Source organism: Flaviflexus sp., assembly GCF_041440645.1.
In the GTDB taxonomy this organism is placed as follows: Bacteria; Actinomycetota; Actinomycetes; order Actinomycetales; family Actinomycetaceae; genus Flaviflexus.
Genome location: NZ_JASDVN010000043.1, coordinates 1 through 18,249 on the forward strand (window position 1 = coordinate 1; position 18,249 = coordinate 18,249).

Sequence of the window (18,249 nt, forward strand, 5' to 3'; positions counted from 1 at the left end):
TCACAAGTCAGCGCGTGTCATCGCACTGCCTCAACCAACCTGTCCGGTCAGTACAACTAGCTCCGCCTTTTCTAGCCTGCGGACTTGGGTTGTCATGGTGGATCTGTCGACATCTTGCCACTTGGCAAGGTCAGAAAGACGAGTCGGCCCAGTCTCCGCAATATAGCGCAACAGCCACGCGTCGGTCATCGATAGTTCGCTGGTACCGAGGAAGGCCGCGCGGGTACTTGGCCTGCTGGCGAGCCGCAGGAGAGACATGAAAGCGGACTGCACCCGTTCATCTGTTCCATCAAGGTCGTTCTCCTCCGGCTGAACAGACACTATATACTCCCCATCAATGTAGTTGGTATAATCAAACTATTGTAACCGATCATGAAGGTTTGTCGATGACAGCGACTATTGCCCGTAGCGAGACCACGACTTTGGATGCCGCGCAGGTGGCGGAAATTATGGAGGTTGACACCGACGTTGGTCTCTCGTCCCAGGAGGTTTCCGCGAGGCTCGAGAAGTATGGGACGAACGAGCTCGTCTCCACTCCTCGTGAGCCAGCCTGGAAGCGCTTCCTCAAGCAGTTCAAGGATCCGCTCATCTACCTGCTCCTGGCTGCGATTGTCATCTCCCTGTTTGCCTGGATCGCTGAGGGAGCGAGCGGCCTACCGGTTGACGCGGTTGTCATCGCCGTCATTGTCATCGCCAACGCGATTATTGGCTTTGTTCAGGAGAATAAGGCGGCGGATGCTGTCGCAGCCCTCGCAGATATGACGGCAACGCGGTCCACGGTATTGCGAGATGGAAAGCTGGAGGAAATCCAAGCCTCCCAGATCGTGCCGGGAGACATTGTGTCCCTAGCCGAGGGGGATGCTGTCGGTGCTGACGGACGTCTCTTCACGTCAGCGTCCCTTCGAATTCAGGAAGCTTCGCTCACGGGTGAGTCCGAGTCCGCCGAGAAGAATCTCGAAACTCTCAACGAGCCAGCGGGTGTCGGCGACTCGCACAACATGGTGTTCAAGGGCACCGCCGTGACCGGGGGAGTCGGCCGTGCCATCATTACCGCCACAGGAATGAACACCGAGACGGGTCGAATCGCGACACTGTTGGACGAGACCGAGTCCGAGCCCACGCCGCTACAGGTTGAGATCGAAAAGATCTCGAAGACGCTCGGAATTCTTGTCATCGCCATCGCAGTGGTGGTCATGGCGGTGCTTGCCATTGTCAACGGTGTCTCCAACCTGTCGGAAGCAGTCGAGATTCTGCTTCTCGGCGTATCGCTTGCCGTGGCCGCGGTTCCCGAGGGGCTACCCGCCATCCTGTCCGTTGTGCTTGCGATCGGCGTCCAGAAGATGGCAAAGCGCAACGCGGTGATGAAGGATCTTCATTCGGTCGAAACCCTCGGTTCAGTCTCGGTCATCTGTTCGGACAAGACCGGGACACTGACGAAGAACGAGATGACTCTCCGCGAGGTCGTCACCGCCTCAGGCCGCGTGGTCCTGGAAGGTACGGGGTACGAACCGGTCGGGGAGGCAACCATTGAAGGCGGTGACGATGCGTCAATCGAGGCTTTCCGTACACTCGCAGGTGGTTCCCTTGCCAACAACGCGCAGCTTGCGGAAGTTGATGGCGTTTGGGAGATTCAGGGTGACCCGACGGAAGCCGCCTTCCTTGTTGCGGAGCGCAAGCTCGAAGGCGTGAGCGAGCGCGTGCGTTCCTACGAACGCGAAGGCGAAGTCCCCTTTAGCTCCGAACGTAAGAAGATGTCGGTGCTAGCCCGCCAGCCAGAAGAAAACCTTCTCCGGGTCTTCTCCAAGGGTGCCCCAGACGTCCTCCTCAATTCGTGCACAGCCGAACAGGTGGGCGATCAGACGCGCCCGTTGACAGAGACTCGTCGGCAGGAGCTGTCCGATGTTGTCATCGATCTGTCCCGCCAGGGATACAGGACGCTCGGAGTTGCCTGGCGAGACGCTCACGACTCAGAAGAGTTTACCGAGGAATCGGAGCGTGAGCTCGTGTTCGTCGGAGTCGTTGCGATCATCGATCCTCCCCGAACCGAGGCTGCCGAGGCGATCGCTGATGCTCACAGCGCAGAGATTCGCACAGTCATGATCACCGGCGACCACCCCGTGACCGCCGCCCGAATCGCCAGAGACCTGGGCATTGCCGACGGTGAGCCCAATGTTGTGACGGGCGCGGAGATCGAAGTTCTCGACGATGAGGAGCTGCGTGAACGCGCACGAACGACCTCGGTCTATGCGCGCGTGGCACCGGAGCATAAGCTCCGGATCGTTGACGCCCTACAAGCTGACGATCGAATTGTGGCAATGACAGGCGATGGTGTGAACGACGCACCCGCCTTGAAATCCGCGGACATCGGTGTCGCCATGGGGATTACCGGAACGGAGGTTACCAAGGAAGCCGGCAAGATGATTCTGGGGGATGACAACTACTCCACTATTATCGTGGCAGTCCGACAGGGCAGGGTAATCGTTGACAACATTCGCAAGTTCATGAGGTACCTCCTCACTTCGAACATGGGCGAGGTTTCCACGGTGTTCCTCGCGGTCGTGTTGGGAGCGTTCATTGGGATCTCCGACCCGGCAAACCCGGCGGCTGCCGTCGTGCCCCTTCTTGCCACACAGATCCTCTGGATCAACCTCGTCACCGACTCTGCGCCTGCGTTGGCAATGGGCGTGGACCCTGAGATCGGCGATGTGATGGCTCGCAAGCCGCGCACCAAGGACGATCACATCATCGACAGAGCAATGTGGCAGAGAATCTTGTCGATCGGCCTAGTCATGGGCATCCTCTCGCTGCTTGTCTATGATCTCCTGCTCCCGGGCGGGTTCGTGGGTGGTCTCGAGCACCTCGCGCCCGTGGAGTCCCAGTTCGATACTGCGCGCACGACAGTATTCACGGCCCTCGTTTTTATGCAGCTCTTCAATGCTCTCAACTCACGGGCTGACCTCGCGAGCGTCACGGACCATCTGTTCACCAATGGTTGGCTGTGGGCCGCACTTGCCTTCGCGGCCGTTATGCAGGTGGCAGTTGTTGAGCTTCCTTTCCTCCAGGGCGCATTCGGTACCGTGAGCCTTGGCTGGCAGCATTGGCTTGTCGCAATCGGAGCTGGCGCGGCGGTGCTCGTGTTCGAAGAGATCGCCAAGGCGATCAGGCGATCGTCTGCTCGTGCGCGCGTGGAGGCGTGATCCGCTAAGTACGGATGGCGTGGAGGCAAGCACGGATGGCGTGAAGGCGTTGGTCGTGCAGAAGACTACCGGCCGACAGTACTGACGAGAGGGCCCGGATGCTGGTCAGCCACTTTCACCGCAACCGGGCCCTTTTCTGCAGCTAGCTGCCGGGAGTGCACCGAGCAGTCAGCAATGGTTCCATCACCGAGCCCGCTCTCGCCTCAGCTGCGGGGATGGGCGATAAGTGGTGAGACCGGTGGCCCCACCACTTATCGCCATGGCTACATCCCATACGCGATGGCACCCGTGAAGTGAAGCCGGCAACGCGCCTCGTACGACTCGGAGCCGCCCACCTGCTCCTTATCAATCGTCAGCGCGTCACCCAGAGACCTGACCGACTGGTGGTAGGGAGCAGGAGCCCCGCACCAGCACGTGGCTACCAGCTTGCTGACCTTGTTCGCCACTACCATGAGTTCCGGCAGGGGAGTGAAGGGCCTACCATCGAACGTCACGCACAGCCCCGAGACGAGCACGCGCAGATTGCGGTTCAGCAACTCCTCGACAACTGGGATGAGATCCTCTCCGAAGAATTGGGCCTCATCTATCGCAACGGGGGAAACCCCATCAACGTGGTCGAGAATTGACGCGGCCGAGGAAACCGGATGAGCGGGAAGTATCAGCCCGTCATGGGTCGAGATGTCTCCTATTCCCCGTCTTGTATCGATTGCATGGGTCAAGACCCTCACCGACTTGCCCTGGCTGCTCAAGGACGTGATTTCCGAGAGGAGCCGAACTGTCTTGCCCGCAAACATGGGTCCGGTAATGACATGTAGGAAGGATTCATCCATGGCTTCACGCTACTCGCCAGTCGTGACAAAAGCAGAGCCGAGCTACGCGTCTCCAGTGATCACGATGCTCTGCTGGAACCCTTCTTGTCTGTAAAGCGGGAAGCTCTCTTTTCTTTAAAAACCGACGATTACAAGCATTTGAAGGCAAAAAAGATGCTCGCCTGAGTTCACAGGCGAGCATCCGACAATCCATCAAGCATCCACGCTTTCAAAACTGATGGGGATTGTGAGACTGCGATGGGGGAGCGAAGCGTGCGTCTGTGCCCTCGTTGTTCCGGGTCTCGTAACCCGGGTTTCCCTGCTCGTATCCCTGCTGGTATCCACCATGTCCCTGGTCGGCTAGCTGACCAGGCTGCTGAGTGGGTGTGGCGTGCCACTGCTGATTGGCCCGTGGCTGGAAGGGAGGCTGAGGTGCCTGCTGGGCGTAACCCTGCTGTTGGGCATAACCCAGCTGTTGATTTCCCTGCTGGTAGCTGCCCTGGGAACCATAGATCTGGGCGACAAGTTGATTGACGTCGCCCTTGCGGTAGCCGAACTTGAGGCTGATGATCTTGTTGTTCGTGGGGACGTGCCACAGCTTGCCATCGAGGAGTGCAAGGTCACCGGGGAACCGCACTGGGTAGCGGGCGGTCGTCAGCCCGATCGGGGTGAGGAGCTTCAGTTCATCGCGGGAGATCTTCACTGTCGGCACGACGATCATGCAGATTCCGAGAATGGCAAGAACCGGGCCGGAGAAGAAGTTGATCGTCTGATCGCCGATAAATCCTAAGACAAGAAGGAGGATGCCCACGACGGCAATGCCGACGGACAGCCAGAGGGCGATTCGAATGTTTAATGGTTGCACGCGGCAAGACTAGTACAGCTTTGCCTGAGTGTTGAGTTGCCGTGACCCGAACCATTGGGGTGAATTCCCCAGCCGACCGAGACTAGTGAACAGTCTGTCGTGCAGTAGCGCCAACTGGATCGTGTAGATAGGGACGAGAAACGCGCCCGCGCTCGCACTTGCGTCCCAATCGCTGGAATCGCTGGCCTAGCTGTCACCAACGGGCGGGGATGTGGGAGTGCTTGCCGCCTTCTTCTACATCATTCGCACCCAGCCTGCGCGCGAAGGCACTGACGAATGTGTTGAGGTTCTGTTCGAATGCTTCTCTTTGGTCACCAAGGGCCTCGAGGGCTGCACCGTACACGTCCATCGTGTACTCCACGCTCCGCTCGTAGTTACAGCGACCGTGCTGAGTCGCGTTGAAAAGATAGCACTTTCCTCGGTCCGGGCGTTCCTTGCTGAGGTACCCCCGATCGACTGCAGAGTTGACCTGTCGGTTGGCCGTGGACTGATCGATCTCGAGTTCCTCGGCGCGGCCTAGTGGTATCCACATCGCCCAAGAGGTGACCTGCTTCACCGAAATCTTACATTCGCGACGGGTGAAATATTACTGGGAAAAGTCTGACTACAATTTGATTGATCAGACTCGGCTCTCATGCCGTAACGGTACTCGAAGGTGATTGAATGTTTTCATTACGTCGTTCGTCCGCTCTCGCTGTCCTCGTGGCCACCGGCCTCGTGGTTTCAGCCTGTTCCTCCACCGATGATGGTGAGAGTGCGGAAGGGGGCGAACCAGTAGCGGGCGGCACCTTAACGTTTGCGACCGGTGATGCCGAACCCACCTGTCTCGATCCGCACGTGGGCGGTAACATGCCGCAGCAGATCGCCGGCATTAACGTCATGGAGTCTTTGTTCACCATGACCCAGGACGGTGAGATCGAGCCGTGGCTCGCCGAGTCCGGCGAGATGTCGGAGGACGGAATGACGTGGACCTTCACGCTCCGTGAGGGAGTCGAGTTCACGGACGGCACCCCGTTCAACGCGGAGGCCGTCAAGGTCAACGTTGAGCACCTCCAGGACCCCGCCACCGAATCATCGACCGGTTACCTTGCACTTGAGCACGTTGACGAGGTCGAGGTTGTCGACGAGCACACGGCAGTCATGCACATGAGTGAGCCGGACGCCGCCCTCCAGGAGTCCTTCGCCCAGACCTGGTTGGCCATGGAATCCCCGGCTGCTCTTGAGAGGTCGATGGAGGAGAACTGCGAATCTCCGGTCGGTACCGGCCCCTTCGTCATTGAGGAGTGGAACAGGCAGCACTCGATCGTGTACTCGCGCAACGAGAACTACACGAGCGCTCCCGCGACAGCCACGCACGAGGGACCCGCCTACCTTGAGACTCTCGAGATCAGGTTCATGCCGGACGCAACTTCCCGCTACGCGGCACTTCAGGCCGGCGAGGTCGACGTCATCGACTCCGCCCAGCCCGACACGATCTCGCAGGCACAGCAGTCCGACGGCCCGATCAACGCCCTTCTCGGCGTCCGGTCCGGCGCCTCGACCCGCCTCGAGCTCAACACCGGCGGCAACACCTTCTCCGATCCGCTCGTTCGTGAGGCCTTCATGCACGCCTCCGACGTCAACACGGGTGTCGACACCCTGTTCTTCGGAACCGTGGAGCGCTCAACGAGCCTCCTTGCGTCCTCGACCCCGCACGGCACCACCCACGACAATGCGTTCACCTACGATCAGGACCTCGCCAACGAGCTGCTCGACGAGGCCGGCTGGGTAACCGGCGACGATGGCATCCGCGTCAAGGATGGCGAGCGCCTCACCGTCCGCATCCCTGTCTCGACCCACCAGTCGATTCCTGCCGAGCAGTCCCTCATCGAACAGATTCAGGCGCAGGCCCGCGAGGTCGGTTTCGATGTCACGATCGAACCCATGGATTTGGCTTCCTGGTATGCGGCGGCGGGTGTGTGGGACTTCGATGCCATTACCGCCCCGTACGGCAAGTCCAGCCCGGACGTCATGCGCATCATCTTCCACTCCGACGGTATTGACCCGGCACCGTCCGGCTACCACGCCAACAACATCAACGTGTCCGATCCGGAACTGGATGATCTGCTGACCCGCGCGAACCAGACTCCCGATGAGGAGGAGCGCGCCGACCTGTACGCACAGGCGCAGCAGATGATCATTGATGGCGCGTACGTCATGCCCCTGTACGACTGGCAGACCCGCGTCCTCTACAACGACAACGTTCAGGGACTCCGCCTCGAGACCAACCTGTCGACGCCGTGGTTTGGTGACGCCTGGGTTACCGAGTGAACCTAGCGAAAGCTATTCTGCTACGGCTCGGAGGCATGCTCTTTGTCCTCTGGGCCGTAGCTACCATTGTTTTCCTTGCTCTCAAGGCGATCCCGGGTGACGAGGTCGATGCGATCCTCGGCCCGGGATCGAACGCGAGCGAGGAAGCGGTGGCGCTTGCCATCGAGACCCACGGCCTCGACAAGCCCGCCATCATCCAGTATCTGATTCAGCTACGCTCGATCTTCACCCTCAACTGGGGCGTCAGTTATTCACTCGACCAGCCCGTCATCGACGTCATCGCGGAACAGTTGCCCTCGACCCTGGTGCTGTCGATCGTGTCCCTCGCTCTCGCCTGGGTCCTTGCGCTGCTGACCTCCGTGATCTCTGTCTTCGGCAGGCTCCCGTGGCGTGTCATCTCCGTGATCGAAGTCGTCTCCGCTGCTTTGCCGCACTTTGCTCTCGCCATCGTCCTCATCGTCGTGTTCTCGACGTGGCTGGGAGTGCTCCCTCCCATCAGCACGAGCGAAGGCAAATCCATCATCCTTCCCGCCCTCACCCTCGCCCTGCCAACGGCAGGTTTCCTCGGACAGATCATGAGGGAATCCCTCCTCGATGCCATGGAATCCCCGTTCATCATCTCGGCACGGGCCAGGGGAGAGAGGACCCTCGGCCTCTACGGCAGGCACCTGCTCCGCCACGCGGTGCTTCCTGCCGTGTCGCTGAGCGGATGGGCGTTTGGCTCCCTCATGTCCGGTGCCGTCATCGTTGAAGAGGTGTTTGCCCGCCAGGGGATTGGCAGAACCCTGCTGAACGCCGTGGCGGTGCGGGACATGCCTCTCGTGATCGGGATCCTCATGGTCATTGCCTTCGTCTATTGCGTCGTCACGATCATCGTGGACGCCGTCGAGGTCGCTATCGATCCTCGTGCGCGGAAGAAGGTGTTCGCATGAGCCTTCCCGTGCTGACGAAACCGAAGGGGAAGCTGACGTTGGGATGGGGCGGCTGGCTCGCCGCCGCGTTCCTCCTGTTCCTGCTCCTCGCCACCTTCCTTCCCGGTCTCATCGCACCCGGCAATCCGCTTGCTGTGGATCCCGGTGCTGGCTTCCGCCCGCCCTCCGCGGACCACTGGTTTGGCACCGACGAATCGGGACGCGATATCTTCCGCCGCGTCATCCACGGCACCAAGGACTCTCTCGTCATCGGCGTCGCGGCCACCGCCGTCGGTCTTGCTCTCGGTGCCCTGCTCGGCATCGGGTCCGCGCTCGGGCCGCGGTGGATGGACTTCACGTTGACGCGGTTCATGGAGGTGCTGTTTGCCCTTCCCGGCATCGTCCTTGCCCTCCTCCTCATCACCGCGATCGGCCCCGGTGTCGTCACGTCGACGATCGCGGTCGGTCTCGCCTCCGCACCCGGGTACGCGAGAATGATCCGAACCCAGACCGTGAAGATCGTCCAGTCCGGCTACGTGGAGGCAGATCGGGCGCTTGGTCGCAGTAGAACGCAGATCCTGAATCGCAGGATCCTCCCGAACCTTGTGGTTCCCCTGTTCGTCATCGCCACCCTTGGCATCGGCCAGGGCATCGTGTGGGCGGCATCCCTGTCCTACCTCGGTCTCGGCACGGTCCCACCCTCGCCCGAGTGGGGCGCAATGATGAACGCGGGCCGCACGTACTTGACGTCCAGCGCGTGGTGGATGACGTTCTTCCCTGGTCTCGCCATCATCCTGACCGCGGTCTCAACGACCGTCCTGTCCCGCGCGATCTCCAGCGCGTCGAGGAGCGCCTAAATGTATCGAGTACGGGACCTCAACGTCGGTTTCGACCGCCCCATCGTCAAGAACGTCTCCTTCGATCTAAAGCCAGGCCTCTGCCTCGCCCTCGTGGGGGAGTCCGGCTCCGGTAAGTCCGTGACCGCCCGTAGCCTCATGGGGATCGCCGGGCAGAACGCCAAGGTAACCGGTAGCCTCCAACTCGATGGTGAGGAGCTCTCCAAGCTGAGGGGCCGTCAGTGGGCGAAGATTAGGGGCTCCAAGATCGGGCTCGTCCTCCAGGACGCGCTCGTCTCCCTCGATCCGCTTCGCCCCATTGGTCGCGAGATCGGGGACACTCTCCGCCTTCACGCGAACATCCCACGCGGGGACATTCCCGGGAGGGTCGTGGAGCTCCTGCGCAGCGTCGGCCTGGACGACCCGGAATCGCGTGCCCTCCAGCGCTCGGAACAGCTCTCGGGTGGTCAGCGCCAGCGCGCCCTCATCGCCGCCGCCATCGCCGCCGACCCACCCATTCTCATCGCGGATGAGCCAACAACGGCTCTGGACCGCACCGTCCAAACCCACATCGTTGACCTCCTGCGTTCCCTCAAGGAGCAGGGGAAGGCACTTCTTCTCATCACCCACGACCTGTCCGTCGTCGATTCCATCGCCGATGAGGTTGCCGTCATGGTCGGCGGCGAGATCGTCGAACACGGACCCACCGAGCAGGTGCTTTCCAACCCGAGGCACGAGAAGACCCGTGAGCTCATTGCCTCGGTACCGACCCGGTCACCCAACCCGCCGCGCAAGCCCGCCACCCCCGTTCTCCAGGGAATGGACCTTGTCCGCATCTTCCCGGGTACCGGGAACATTCCCGACCGCACCGCAGTCGACCATGTGTCCCTCGATCTGCAGCGGGGCGAGACCCTGGGTCTCGTGGGCTCCTCTGGTTCGGGCAAGACCACTCTTGCCAGGCTTCTTCTCGGCCTCGACACCCCAACCACGGGAATGGTTACCCTCCTAGGTCAACCGTGGTCGGAACTCCCGGAAACGGAACGCAGGGAACGCCGGAGGAAGATCTCAATCATCTACCAAGACGCACTGTCCTCCTTCGATCCCCGCATGAGAGTCGGTTCGATCCTGGCTGATGCTGCCTCCTTCGGAAAGTACCCGACCTATCGGAGAGCACCCAAGGAGATCCGCGACACGGTCGAGTCGCTCCTCTCGGATGTTGGCCTGCCACCCGCGACCGTGACTGCCCGCCCCCTCCACCTGTCGGGCGGCATGAGGCAACGCATTGCCATTGCTCGCGCGCTCGCGACGGATCCCGAGATTCTCGTGTCGGACGAGCCGGTCTCATCCCTCGATGTGACGGTCCAGGCCGAGATCCTCAGCCTGCTGCAGAGGCTTCAAGCAGACCGCGGACTCACCCAGTTCTTCATCTCTCACGACCTCGGAGTCATCGGTCAGGTCTCTGACCGGATCGCTGTCATGTCCGGCGGCAAGATCGTGGAGATCGGGGGCCGGGATCAGGTACTCGACCATCCCCAACACACGGCCACACAGACCCTGGTTGGTTCGCTTCCGCCCAGCGCGAGTAGTCACGACGCGTTCTAGCAGGCAAGAATCCTTCTCCAGAGAGAGTTCAGCCCTGTCGTAAAGACGACGTGCTCTCCCCGAGAACGAGAGGCTTCTTCGAGAAAGTACACCATTTCTTCGATAACGAGCGGCTTCTCGATATCGGGGTATCTCTTGGAGCTGGCAGTAACCCTTCTGTTCCGAGCCTTCTAGGGCTCTCCCTGTCCGTACTCGCTTCGTAGCGTCACATTCTCTGGGCCGTCCACGCCGAGGGCCTCAAGGTCGACTTCGTGTACCTCGAGAACTTGCGGTGACCAGTAACAGGCAGTATTTATGTCCGCTTCGGGAACGTACACGTTGAACTCGATGTCGCCACCCCCGTAGTGCAGGATCCGTGACTGCTCCATGCAGCTCCCGTACATTCCCATAACGGCAACGCTGCCGTCGAAGGACGGGAACTCGAAGACGCCGAGGGAATTCCTCTGCTCATCGGAGAGTGACCCATACCAGCCTTCCCACTCGTCGGTACTCGCAAAGAGCACGGGAGAGGGGAGGACGATATCTGTCAGCTCGGGGCTCCGTGCCTCGCTAACGTGCATGATCACGTTGCTGATCACGGCGGGACCGCTGCTCGCAAAGGAACAGCCACCCGCAACACCCAAGGCGAGTATCAAGGGCAGGGCTTTCAGCGTCCCACTGCGTTTGTTCAGTTGAGTCATCGTCACCTGATTCGTCTCTTTCATGACCGTCCACCTCCGCAAACCTCGTCCGCCATCCCACAAATCCCCGATGGTCCTGAACCCTACCTGGTCATGGCGCAGGCCGCCCCTGCTGGCATGGGGACCACGCAGCACTTGCGTTTGAATGCTCGCTCGCGAGCATCTAGGAGGTCTGATTGTGACAAAGTGAGACGTCGCCTACTGAGCACATGGGAGGACCATGAGCGGGCGTTAACGGGCGGTCTTGTTCGTCGCTGGCATGACTCCTAGGCTCATGCCAGAACCGCCTATTACAGTGAGCGTATGACTCATTACGATCTTCTTCTGATCGGGACTGGCTCTGGAAACAGCCTCCCGGGTCCAGAATTCGCCGACCAAACCATTGCTCTCGTCGAGAAGGGCGTGTTTGGAGGTACGTGTCTTAACGTTGGTTGCATCCCGACCAAGATGTTCACCTACACGGCGGAGGTCGCTGGCACGCCAGCAACAGCAGCCAGGTACGGGGTTGACGAGACTCTGAACGGCGTGGATTGGCCCGCGATCCGCGACCGCATCTTCGGTCGCATCGATCCGATCGCGCAGGGCGGCGAGGAGTACCGCACCAGCCACCCCGACAACGAGAACCTCACCGTGTACCGCGGTGTTGGTCGGTTCACCGGTCCGAAGACTCTCGTCGTCGAGACCGGCAACGGAGAAGAAGAGATCACCGCGGACCGCGTAGTTATCGCTGCCGGCTCCCGCCCCATCATCCCCGACGTTGAGGGGCTGGCTGAGGCCCGCCCACAGACCTCGGATTCGATCATGAGGCTCGAAGAGCTACCCGCATCCCTCATCATCCTCGGCTCCGGCTACATCGCCGCCGAGATGGCACACATCTTCTCCTCCCTCGGCACCGAGGTCGCCCTCGTTGCTCGCTCCGAGCGCATGCTCCGCCACCACGACAGGGAGATCGGCGAGACCTACACGAGGCTTGCAAGCGAGCACTACACGGTTGAGCTGGGGCTGGCCGCCACAAAGGTGACACGGGACGAAACCGGCGCAGTTACCCTCGAAGGAACCCAGGGCGGCGCGGAGAAGACCATCGTTGCCGACGACATACTCGTCGCGGTTGGCCGCGTCTCCAACGCTGACCAGCTCGGAGTCACCCAGGCCGGGATCGGCACCCGCGAGGACGGCAGGGTCTCTGTCGATGAGTACCAGCGCGTGCTCGATCCGTCCGGCGCAGTCCTCGATGGGGTGTGGGCTCTCGGAGATGTCTCGTCCCAGTACCAGCTCAAGCACGTGGCCAACAAGGAACTCAAGACCGTCCGCCACAACCTGCTCCACCCTGACCAGATGATCGCAACGGATCACCGGTTCGTTCCGTCCGCTGTCTTCGGTCACCCCCAGATCGCCACCGTTGGCTTGACCGAGGAAGAGGCGCGCGAGGCGGGCTACGACGTCGTCATCGGCCGCCAAGAATACGCCGACATCGCTTACGGATGGGCGATGGAGGACACGACCGGCTACGCCAAGATCATCGCCGAGAAGGGCACAACGAAGATCCTCGGTGCCCACATTATCGGCCCGCAGGCACCCACCCTCATCCAGATTCTCATCCAGGCCATGTCGACCGGCCAGACCGCGGACGACATCGCCGCCACCCAGTACTGGATCCACCCCGGCATGCCGGAACTCGTCGAGAACGCGCTCCTGCAGATCACCGGCTAAGGAGTCTGTTCCACCCAGCTGGTTGACAGGGGGACTGCTTCTCCCGTGTGATCGAAAGTGGACCTGCAAAACCAACATGATGAACAGGCAAGAGGCCCGGAGCTGAGCTCCGGGCCTCTTGCCTTGTCGAACCTACGTCGTAGACAGGGCTGCTATGCGCGGTCTCCGCCGAGAACGACGTTGACGAAGGGTTCACCGGAGATGAGGTTGCCGACCTGGCGGCGCACAAGCCTGTTCATGCGGGGGATCATGGCATCCGTGTTACCACCCAGGTGGGAGGTGACGAGGGTAGCCTTTTCCCACAGCGGGTGACCATCGGGAAGGGGCTCGGGATCGGTCACGTCGACGAGGATGCGGAGCCTATCGGAGTGCTTGAGCAGGGCATCGGTGTCGGCTACCTTGCCGCGAGCAACGTTGACGAGTGTGGCGTTGTCCTTCATGAGGGACAAAAACTCGTCGTTCACGAGTCCCTCGGTCTTCTTGTTGAGCGGAACGACAACGATGACGGAGTCGGCCTGGGGGAGCAACTCGGGAAGATCCGCGATCGAGTACACCTGGCCGTACATGTCCTCGCGGCGGTGCGAAGCGACACGGATGACGTTGGTTTCGAACGGGGCGAGGCGCTGCGCGATGGCGCTACCGACGCCGCCGATGCCGATGAGGACAACGGTGGAGTCAGCGAGTCCCTTGGTGTCGAACTGATCCCAGGACTGCGCTTCCTGAGCGCGCTGAACCCGATCAAATTCGCGGGTTGAGTACAGGAGCATGGACAGGGTGTGTTCCGCGGTCGCGGTCTCGTGCACGGAGGCAGCGTTCGCGACTGACAGGCCCGCGGGCAGATTACGCGGGATCGGGTCGTAGCCGATCGAGCCGAGCTGGAGCAGCTTTGTTCCAGTGTTCGCAACACGTTCGACCAGGTCGGAGGTGGTGATGTGGGGAGCGACAGCGATGTCGATCTTGTCAGCTGGGGCGGGAGACTTGAAATCCCACTCGACGACTGTGATGCCAGGGATGTCGAGATCGATGGTCCAGTCCGGGGAAATAGCTACGGTTACGTTACTCACTCTTCAAAGCTACCCCGCTAACCTCCGTTAGACCACTTGATCGGGCCAAACATTCGCCATTTGTTCACTGCCTGAGACACAACGCGGAGAACTGCTCATGTGAGCGGCGGTGCCACCGAACCCAGTCAAGGGAACCGTGACACCGCCGAACTCGTCTGCTATTCGTGCCTTTTATTGCCCGTTCGTGTGCCTCTGCGTGCCTCTTAGTCGCTCAGGGTGGCGAGCAGTTCGTCGAGGTCGGTGAGGGGCAGGTCGAATGCGTCGGCGACACCTGGTTCAACGAGTTTGCCCTTGGCAGCCTGCAGTCCGAGTGCGAGATCCTGGCGTTCCTTCATGGCCGCAAAGGGACCGTTCACGAGGTCCCTGAGGTAGGGGAGTGTCTGGTCCGTGAGGGCTGCCGTTGCCGTGACCGGGACTGCACCGGGCATGTTGCCCACGCAGTAGTAGTTGCGGTTCTCGACCGTGTAGATCGGGTCGTGGTGCGAGGTGGGGCGGGAGCCTTCGAAGCAGCCGCCCTGATCGATCGCCACATCAACGAGGAGGACGTTGTCCTTGAGGTGGCCGAACAGGTCCTTCGTCACAAGTTGAGGGGTGCGAGCACCGGGGATGAGGGCGGTTCCGATGACGACATCGGCCTGCTCGAGTTCTTCGGCAATGTGGGCGGGGGAGGACGTGAAGGTGCGGATGCGGGTGCCGTACTCCCGATCGAGGGAGCGCAGCTTCTGCGTGTTGATGTCCATGATCGTAACATCCGCGCCAAGGCCGTCGGCGACCTTGGCGGCGTGGGAACCAACGGTGCCGGCACCGAGAATGAGAGCGCGGACCGGGGGCACCCCGGGCACGCCACCCATGAGCTTACCGGGGCCACCAAAGGGCCTCATGAGGAAGTGCGCGGCCTCCTGGGGAGCAAGCCTGCCGGCGATCTCCGACATCGGCATGAGAAGGGGGAGGGACCCGTTCGGCAGCTGAACGGTCTCGTAGGCGATGGCGGTGACGCCGGAATCCACGACTCGCCGGGAGAGCTCTTCGTCGGCAGCGAGATGGAAGTACGTGAAGACCGTGAGACCCTCACGGAGGTAGCCGAGCTCGACTCCGATCGGTTCCTTGACCTTGACGACCAGATCGGAGCTGTTCCACACCTCTTCGGCGGTGTCGATGATGGCGGCGCCTGCCGCGGCGTAGTCCTCGTCGAAGCATCCGGCGCCCGCGCCGGCACCCGATTCCACCAGGACCGTGTGACCAGCGTCGACCAGCTCACGCGCACCCGCGGGCGTCAAACCAACCCGCGCCTCATCGTCCTTGATTTCTCCAGGGATGCCAACAATCATCGTCCGACCTTTCACGTTTCCGATTCTCCGCGCTTCGCGCCGTCCGATAACACTACCGCCTCACCGTCACCTCGGCCCGGGCTTTGGACCTGGAATTCCACCTTTCCGACAAACGGGACACACGCTTCCGACAAACGGGGCACGTGCTGCACACTCGTGCTTAATGAGGTTGTGACAGTGCTGTGACAGTTATCCGCTCACCATGCGTTGTAGTCACGGGGTTCAAAATCGTTCTAACATGTCCAGGTGAGCGAGAACTTAACACGTGACGAAGCAAGAGCCCGCAGTACATTCGCTACCGATTCCTACGACGTGGCACTCGATGTTCGAGGGATGACACCTTCGAAGTCGAATCAACGATCGTCTTTACCGGAGAGCGCGAGGAAACATTCCTCGACTTCATCGGTGTCGAGGTCAGTTCCGTTGTCATCAACGGACAGTCCGTGCCCGTGGAATGGGACGGCGCACGCATCTACCTCAGCGGACTGGCCCAGCACAACACGGTCACCGTCAGCGCACGTGGCTTCTACTCGCATTCGGGCGAGGGACTCCACCGCTTCGTGGATCCGGTGGATGGTGGGGTGTATCTCTACACCCAGTACGAGCCATCCGATGCTCGCCGCGTGTTCCCGAACATGGAACAGCCGAACCTCAAGGCATCCTTCTCCTTCACGGTCACGGCACCGAGTAACTGGACGGTCCTCTCCAACAGCGCAGAGACGGAAGCGGTAGAGATCGAGGAGGGGACAAGGCACGTCTTTGCCCCCACCCCTCGCATGTCCACCTACCTGACGGCCGTGGTGGCCGGCCCCTACCACGAGGTGCGTTCCACGGAGGATCCACGGTTCGCCGTCTACTGCCGTACCTCTCTTGCTGAACACCTGGATTCGGACGAGATCTTTGACATCTCGCTCTCGGGCCTCGAGCTCTTCGAGATGGCTTTCGACTACCCCTATCCGTGGGGCAAGTACGACCAGGTGTTTGTTCCCGAGTACAACTTGGGTGCCATGGAGAACCCAGGTCTCGTCACCTTCACTGAGCACTACATTCCCCGCGGTCAAACCACCCGCGCACAGAAGGCCGGCCGCGCGAACACGATCCTGCACGAGATGAGCCACATGTGGTTCGGTGACCTCGTGACCCCACTGTGGTGGGACGATCTGTGGCTCAAGGAATCCTTCGCGGAATACATGGGTGCCTGGGCCTCCACGCAGGCCACCGAATACGCGGAGGCGTGGGTCGCGTTCACGGCACGCAGGTCGGCGTGGGCGTTCCTCAACGATAACCGGCCCACCACGCACCCGATCGTCGCCGACATCGTCGACCTCGAAGCAGCCGACCAGGCCTTCGACGGCATCACCTACGCAAAGGGCGCTGCGACGCTCCGTCAGCTCGTCACCTACGTTGGCGAGGAGGCTTTCTTCGAGGGCGCACGGACCTACTTCAAGCGTCACGAGTTCGGTAACGCCTCGCTGGGTGACCTGCTAGTGGCACTCGAGGAGTCATCGGGCAGGGACCTGCGGTCGTGGGCCGATGCATGGCTCAAGACCACGGGCGTATCCCGGCTCCAGGTGAAGGGCACGACGCTCACCCAGGAGGGCAACGAACCAAGCGGCACCCCCATCGACCGCCCCCACCGACTCAACGTTGGTGGCTACTCGCGTGAGGGCAACGAGCTCGTCCGAGTATCGAGCCAGATGGTGGAGATCACGGACAAAGCAGAACTCGACCTCGAGGGTGACATCTTCATCCCCAACGACGAGGCACACACGTACGCGATCGTGGCCCTCGATGATCACCACCTGGAAACTGTCCTCACGCATCACATTTCCGATCCGCTCGCGCGCAGCGTCCTGTGGACCGGCCTGTGGGAGGCGGTGCGTGATGCTCGCTTGGATCCCGCGAGGTACATGGAGTCGGTGAGCCGCTTTCACAACGAGTCCGACTCGAACCAGCTCGGGCAGATGATCCGCAACTGCGAGTACATCGTTGAGCACTACACGGTCGACAAGGACACGGCCCGCACCATCTGGCTCGGGATCTGCGATGACTCGTGGCGTGCCGCCGTGGTCGACCAGGAGCAGGACAGGATCTACCTGTGGCGCTCCGCCCTCGCACGAGCGGGAGCAGTCCTGCCCGAGGCACACGAACTCCTCACCGAGGCTCTCGCCACGGTCGTGGGGGACTGAACTGTCCCAGGTTTTGTTCCGTCTGAGTAGATGGGAAAATCTAGACCATGCCGAAGAAGTTTGACCAGGACGCGAAGGACCGTGTGGTCCGCCTCGTAGAAGACCGTATCCTGGCAGAAAATCTATCCATCCAAGCAGCATGCAAACGGGTAGGCCCAAAGCTGGGGGTTTCGTGGCATACAGCCCGCCAGTGGGTACAACAAGCTCGTCAAGCCGGTGGAGTACACCGTGCGGAGGAAGACGTGATCGCCGAGAATGCGCGGCTACGCAGGGAGAACCAAGAACTTCGTGACACCAACGAACTGTTGAAAGCTGCCTCAGCTTTTTTCGCGTCCGAACTCGACCCGAAACGTCAGAAATGATCTCATTCATCGACGAATACCGTGATCATTTCGGGGTTGAGTTCATCTGCCAGACGTTACAACAGCACCGCGAAGGCGGGTTCATCACTGCCCGGGGATACCGCCAATCCAAATCCCGCGGCCCCAGTGCCCGGGCACTGCGCGATGCTGACCTCGTGGAGATGATCTGCCAGATTCATGAAGAAAACTACGGGGTCTACGGTGTACGCAAGATGTGGCATGTACTTCGCCGTGCAGGAATCAGTATCGGCCGGGAGCAAACTGGCCGGTTGATGCGCCTGGCCGGGGTATGCGGCAAGAGCAAAGGCAAGCCTCCTGTCACGACACGCAAACCGGCTCTTCATAATTGAGTGTGTAGCGGGCGTTTTGCGCGTCGTGGCATGAAA

Annotated in this window: 16 protein-coding genes; 9 read left to right on the forward strand and 7 right to left on the reverse strand. The window is 61.1% G+C overall.

Annotation, left to right across the window (positions count from 1 at the left end; genetic code table 11):
* Positions 1-30: 30 nt before the first annotated feature.
* Positions 31-321 (reverse strand): MarR family winged helix-turn-helix transcriptional regulator, encoded by a 291-nt coding sequence (locus QMB98_RS05940; protein ID WP_371684762.1) that lies wholly within the window; start codon positions 319-321, stop codon positions 31-33.
* A gap of 65 nt (positions 322-386) precedes the next feature.
* Between QMB98_RS05940 and QMB98_RS05945 the strand changes: the two genes are divergently transcribed.
* Complete coding sequence (locus QMB98_RS05945; protein WP_371684763.1) at positions 387-3,197, forward strand: cation-translocating P-type ATPase; 2,811 nt, start codon at positions 387-389, stop codon at positions 3,195-3,197.
* Between the two features lie 263 nt (positions 3,198-3,460).
* On the opposite strand, the gene QMB98_RS05950 is transcribed toward QMB98_RS05945, so the two are convergent.
* From QMB98_RS05950 to QMB98_RS05960, 3 genes are all read right to left on the reverse strand, one after another.
* Positions 3,461-4,027 carry a thymidine kinase gene (locus tag QMB98_RS05950; RefSeq protein WP_371684764.1) on the reverse strand — a complete coding sequence of 189 codons (567 nt, stop codon included), beginning with the start codon at positions 4,025-4,027 and terminating at the stop codon, positions 3,461-3,463.
* Between the two features lie 208 nt (positions 4,028-4,235).
* Entirely contained in the window at positions 4,236-4,871 is a 636-nt protein-coding gene (locus tag QMB98_RS05955) for a hypothetical protein (RefSeq protein ID WP_371684765.1), read from the reverse strand.
* A gap of 193 nt (positions 4,872-5,064) precedes the next feature.
* Complete coding sequence (locus QMB98_RS05960; RefSeq protein ID WP_371684766.1) at positions 5,065-5,403, reverse strand: hypothetical protein; 339 nt, start codon at positions 5,401-5,403, stop codon at positions 5,065-5,067.
* Between the two features lie 131 nt (positions 5,404-5,534).
* Between QMB98_RS05960 and QMB98_RS05965 the strand changes: the two genes are divergently transcribed.
* The 4 genes from QMB98_RS05965 to QMB98_RS05980 are packed head-to-tail and all read left to right on the forward strand — an operon-like array spanning position 5,535 to position 10,530.
* Positions 5,535-7,181 (forward strand): ABC transporter substrate-binding protein, encoded by a 1,647-nt coding sequence (locus tag QMB98_RS05965; RefSeq protein ID WP_371684767.1) that lies wholly within the window; start codon positions 5,535-5,537, stop codon positions 7,179-7,181.
* Complete coding sequence (locus QMB98_RS05970; RefSeq protein WP_371684768.1) at positions 7,178-8,113, forward strand: ABC transporter permease; 936 nt, start codon at positions 7,178-7,180, stop codon at positions 8,111-8,113. The genes QMB98_RS05965 and QMB98_RS05970 overlap by 4 nt, the downstream gene beginning before the upstream one ends.
* Positions 8,110-8,949 carry an ABC transporter permease gene (locus tag QMB98_RS05975; protein WP_371684769.1) on the forward strand — a complete coding sequence of 280 codons (840 nt, stop codon included), beginning with the start codon at positions 8,110-8,112 and terminating at the stop codon, positions 8,947-8,949. Before QMB98_RS05970 ends, QMB98_RS05975 begins: the two co-directional genes overlap by 4 nt.
* A complete protein-coding gene (locus QMB98_RS05980; protein WP_371684770.1) occupies positions 8,950-10,530 on the forward strand; it encodes an ATP-binding cassette domain-containing protein in 1,581 nt (526 codons plus the stop codon).
* Positions 10,531-10,700: 170 nt separating this feature from the next.
* On the opposite strand, the gene QMB98_RS05985 is transcribed toward QMB98_RS05980, so the two are convergent.
* Positions 10,701-11,234, reverse strand: coding sequence for a hypothetical protein (locus tag QMB98_RS05985; RefSeq protein WP_371684771.1), 534 nt, complete (start codon positions 11,232-11,234; stop codon positions 10,701-10,703).
* A 279-nt stretch (positions 11,235-11,513) separates the two neighbouring features.
* Here QMB98_RS05985 and QMB98_RS05990 point away from each other — a divergent pair, with 279 nt between their 5' ends.
* The gene (locus tag QMB98_RS05990) at positions 11,514-12,920 is read left to right on the forward strand and encodes a mycothione reductase (protein ID WP_371684772.1); all 1,407 of its coding nucleotides are present in this window, start codon (positions 11,514-11,516) and stop codon (positions 12,918-12,920) included.
* A 152-nt stretch (positions 12,921-13,072) separates the two neighbouring features.
* Here QMB98_RS05990 and QMB98_RS05995 read toward each other — a convergent pair whose 3' ends face one another.
* Together QMB98_RS05995 and ald are read right to left on the reverse strand one after the other, a co-directional pair.
* Positions 13,073-13,984 carry an NAD(P)-dependent oxidoreductase gene (locus tag QMB98_RS05995; protein WP_371684773.1) on the reverse strand — a complete coding sequence of 304 codons (912 nt, stop codon included), beginning with the start codon at positions 13,982-13,984 and terminating at the stop codon, positions 13,073-13,075.
* 203 nt (positions 13,985-14,187) lie between these two features.
* Positions 14,188-15,327: an alanine dehydrogenase gene (gene ald / locus QMB98_RS06000; protein WP_371684774.1), complete on the reverse strand. Its 1,140-nt coding sequence runs from the start codon at positions 15,325-15,327 to the stop codon at positions 14,188-14,190.
* Between the two features lie 344 nt (positions 15,328-15,671).
* Here ald and pepN point away from each other — a divergent pair, with 344 nt between their 5' ends.
* Genes pepN through QMB98_RS06015 form a run of 3 tightly spaced genes read left to right on the forward strand, consistent with a single transcriptional unit; the run spans position 15,672 to position 18,213 of the window.
* The gene (pepN, locus tag QMB98_RS06005) at positions 15,672-17,501 is read left to right on the forward strand and encodes an aminopeptidase N (RefSeq protein WP_371684777.1); all 1,830 of its coding nucleotides are present in this window, start codon (positions 15,672-15,674) and stop codon (positions 17,499-17,501) included.
* 47 nt (positions 17,502-17,548) lie between these two features.
* Positions 17,549-17,863: a transposase gene (locus QMB98_RS06010; RefSeq protein WP_371684775.1), complete on the forward strand. Its 315-nt coding sequence runs from the start codon at positions 17,549-17,551 to the stop codon at positions 17,861-17,863.
* A complete protein-coding gene (locus QMB98_RS06015) occupies positions 17,860-18,213 on the forward strand; it encodes an IS3 family transposase (protein ID WP_371684776.1) in 354 nt (117 codons plus the stop codon). Before QMB98_RS06010 ends, QMB98_RS06015 begins: the two co-directional genes overlap by 4 nt.
* Positions 18,214-18,249 lie beyond the last annotated feature (36 nt).

Excerpts from the sequence above, each read along its gene's own strand:
- QMB98_RS05945 (WP_371684763.1), top strand. The coding sequence starts at position 387 with ATGACAGCGACTATTGCCCGTAGCGAGACCACGACTTTGGATGCCGCG.
- QMB98_RS06015 (WP_371684776.1), top strand. The coding sequence starts at position 17,860 with ATGATCTCATTCATCGACGAATACCGTGATCATTTCGGGGTTGAGTTC.
- QMB98_RS05950 (WP_371684764.1), bottom strand. The coding sequence starts at position 4,027 with ATGGATGAATCCTTCCTACATGTCATTACCGGACCCATGTTTGCGGGC.
- QMB98_RS05985 (WP_371684771.1), bottom strand. The coding sequence starts at position 11,234 with ATGAAAGAGACGAATCAGGTGACGATGACTCAACTGAACAAACGCAGT.
- QMB98_RS05960 (WP_371684766.1), bottom strand. The coding sequence starts at position 5,403 with ATGTGGATACCACTAGGCCGCGCCGAGGAACTCGAGATCGATCAGTCC.
- QMB98_RS06010 (WP_371684775.1), top strand. The coding sequence starts at position 17,549 with ATGCCGAAGAAGTTTGACCAGGACGCGAAGGACCGTGTGGTCCGCCTC.
- QMB98_RS05980 (WP_371684770.1), top strand. The coding sequence starts at position 8,950 with ATGTATCGAGTACGGGACCTCAACGTCGGTTTCGACCGCCCCATCGTC.
- QMB98_RS05990 (WP_371684772.1), top strand. The coding sequence starts at position 11,514 with ATGACTCATTACGATCTTCTTCTGATCGGGACTGGCTCTGGAAACAGC.
- QMB98_RS05975 (WP_371684769.1), top strand. The coding sequence starts at position 8,110 with ATGAGCCTTCCCGTGCTGACGAAACCGAAGGGGAAGCTGACGTTGGGA.
- QMB98_RS05965 (WP_371684767.1), top strand. The coding sequence starts at position 5,535 with ATGTTTTCATTACGTCGTTCGTCCGCTCTCGCTGTCCTCGTGGCCACC.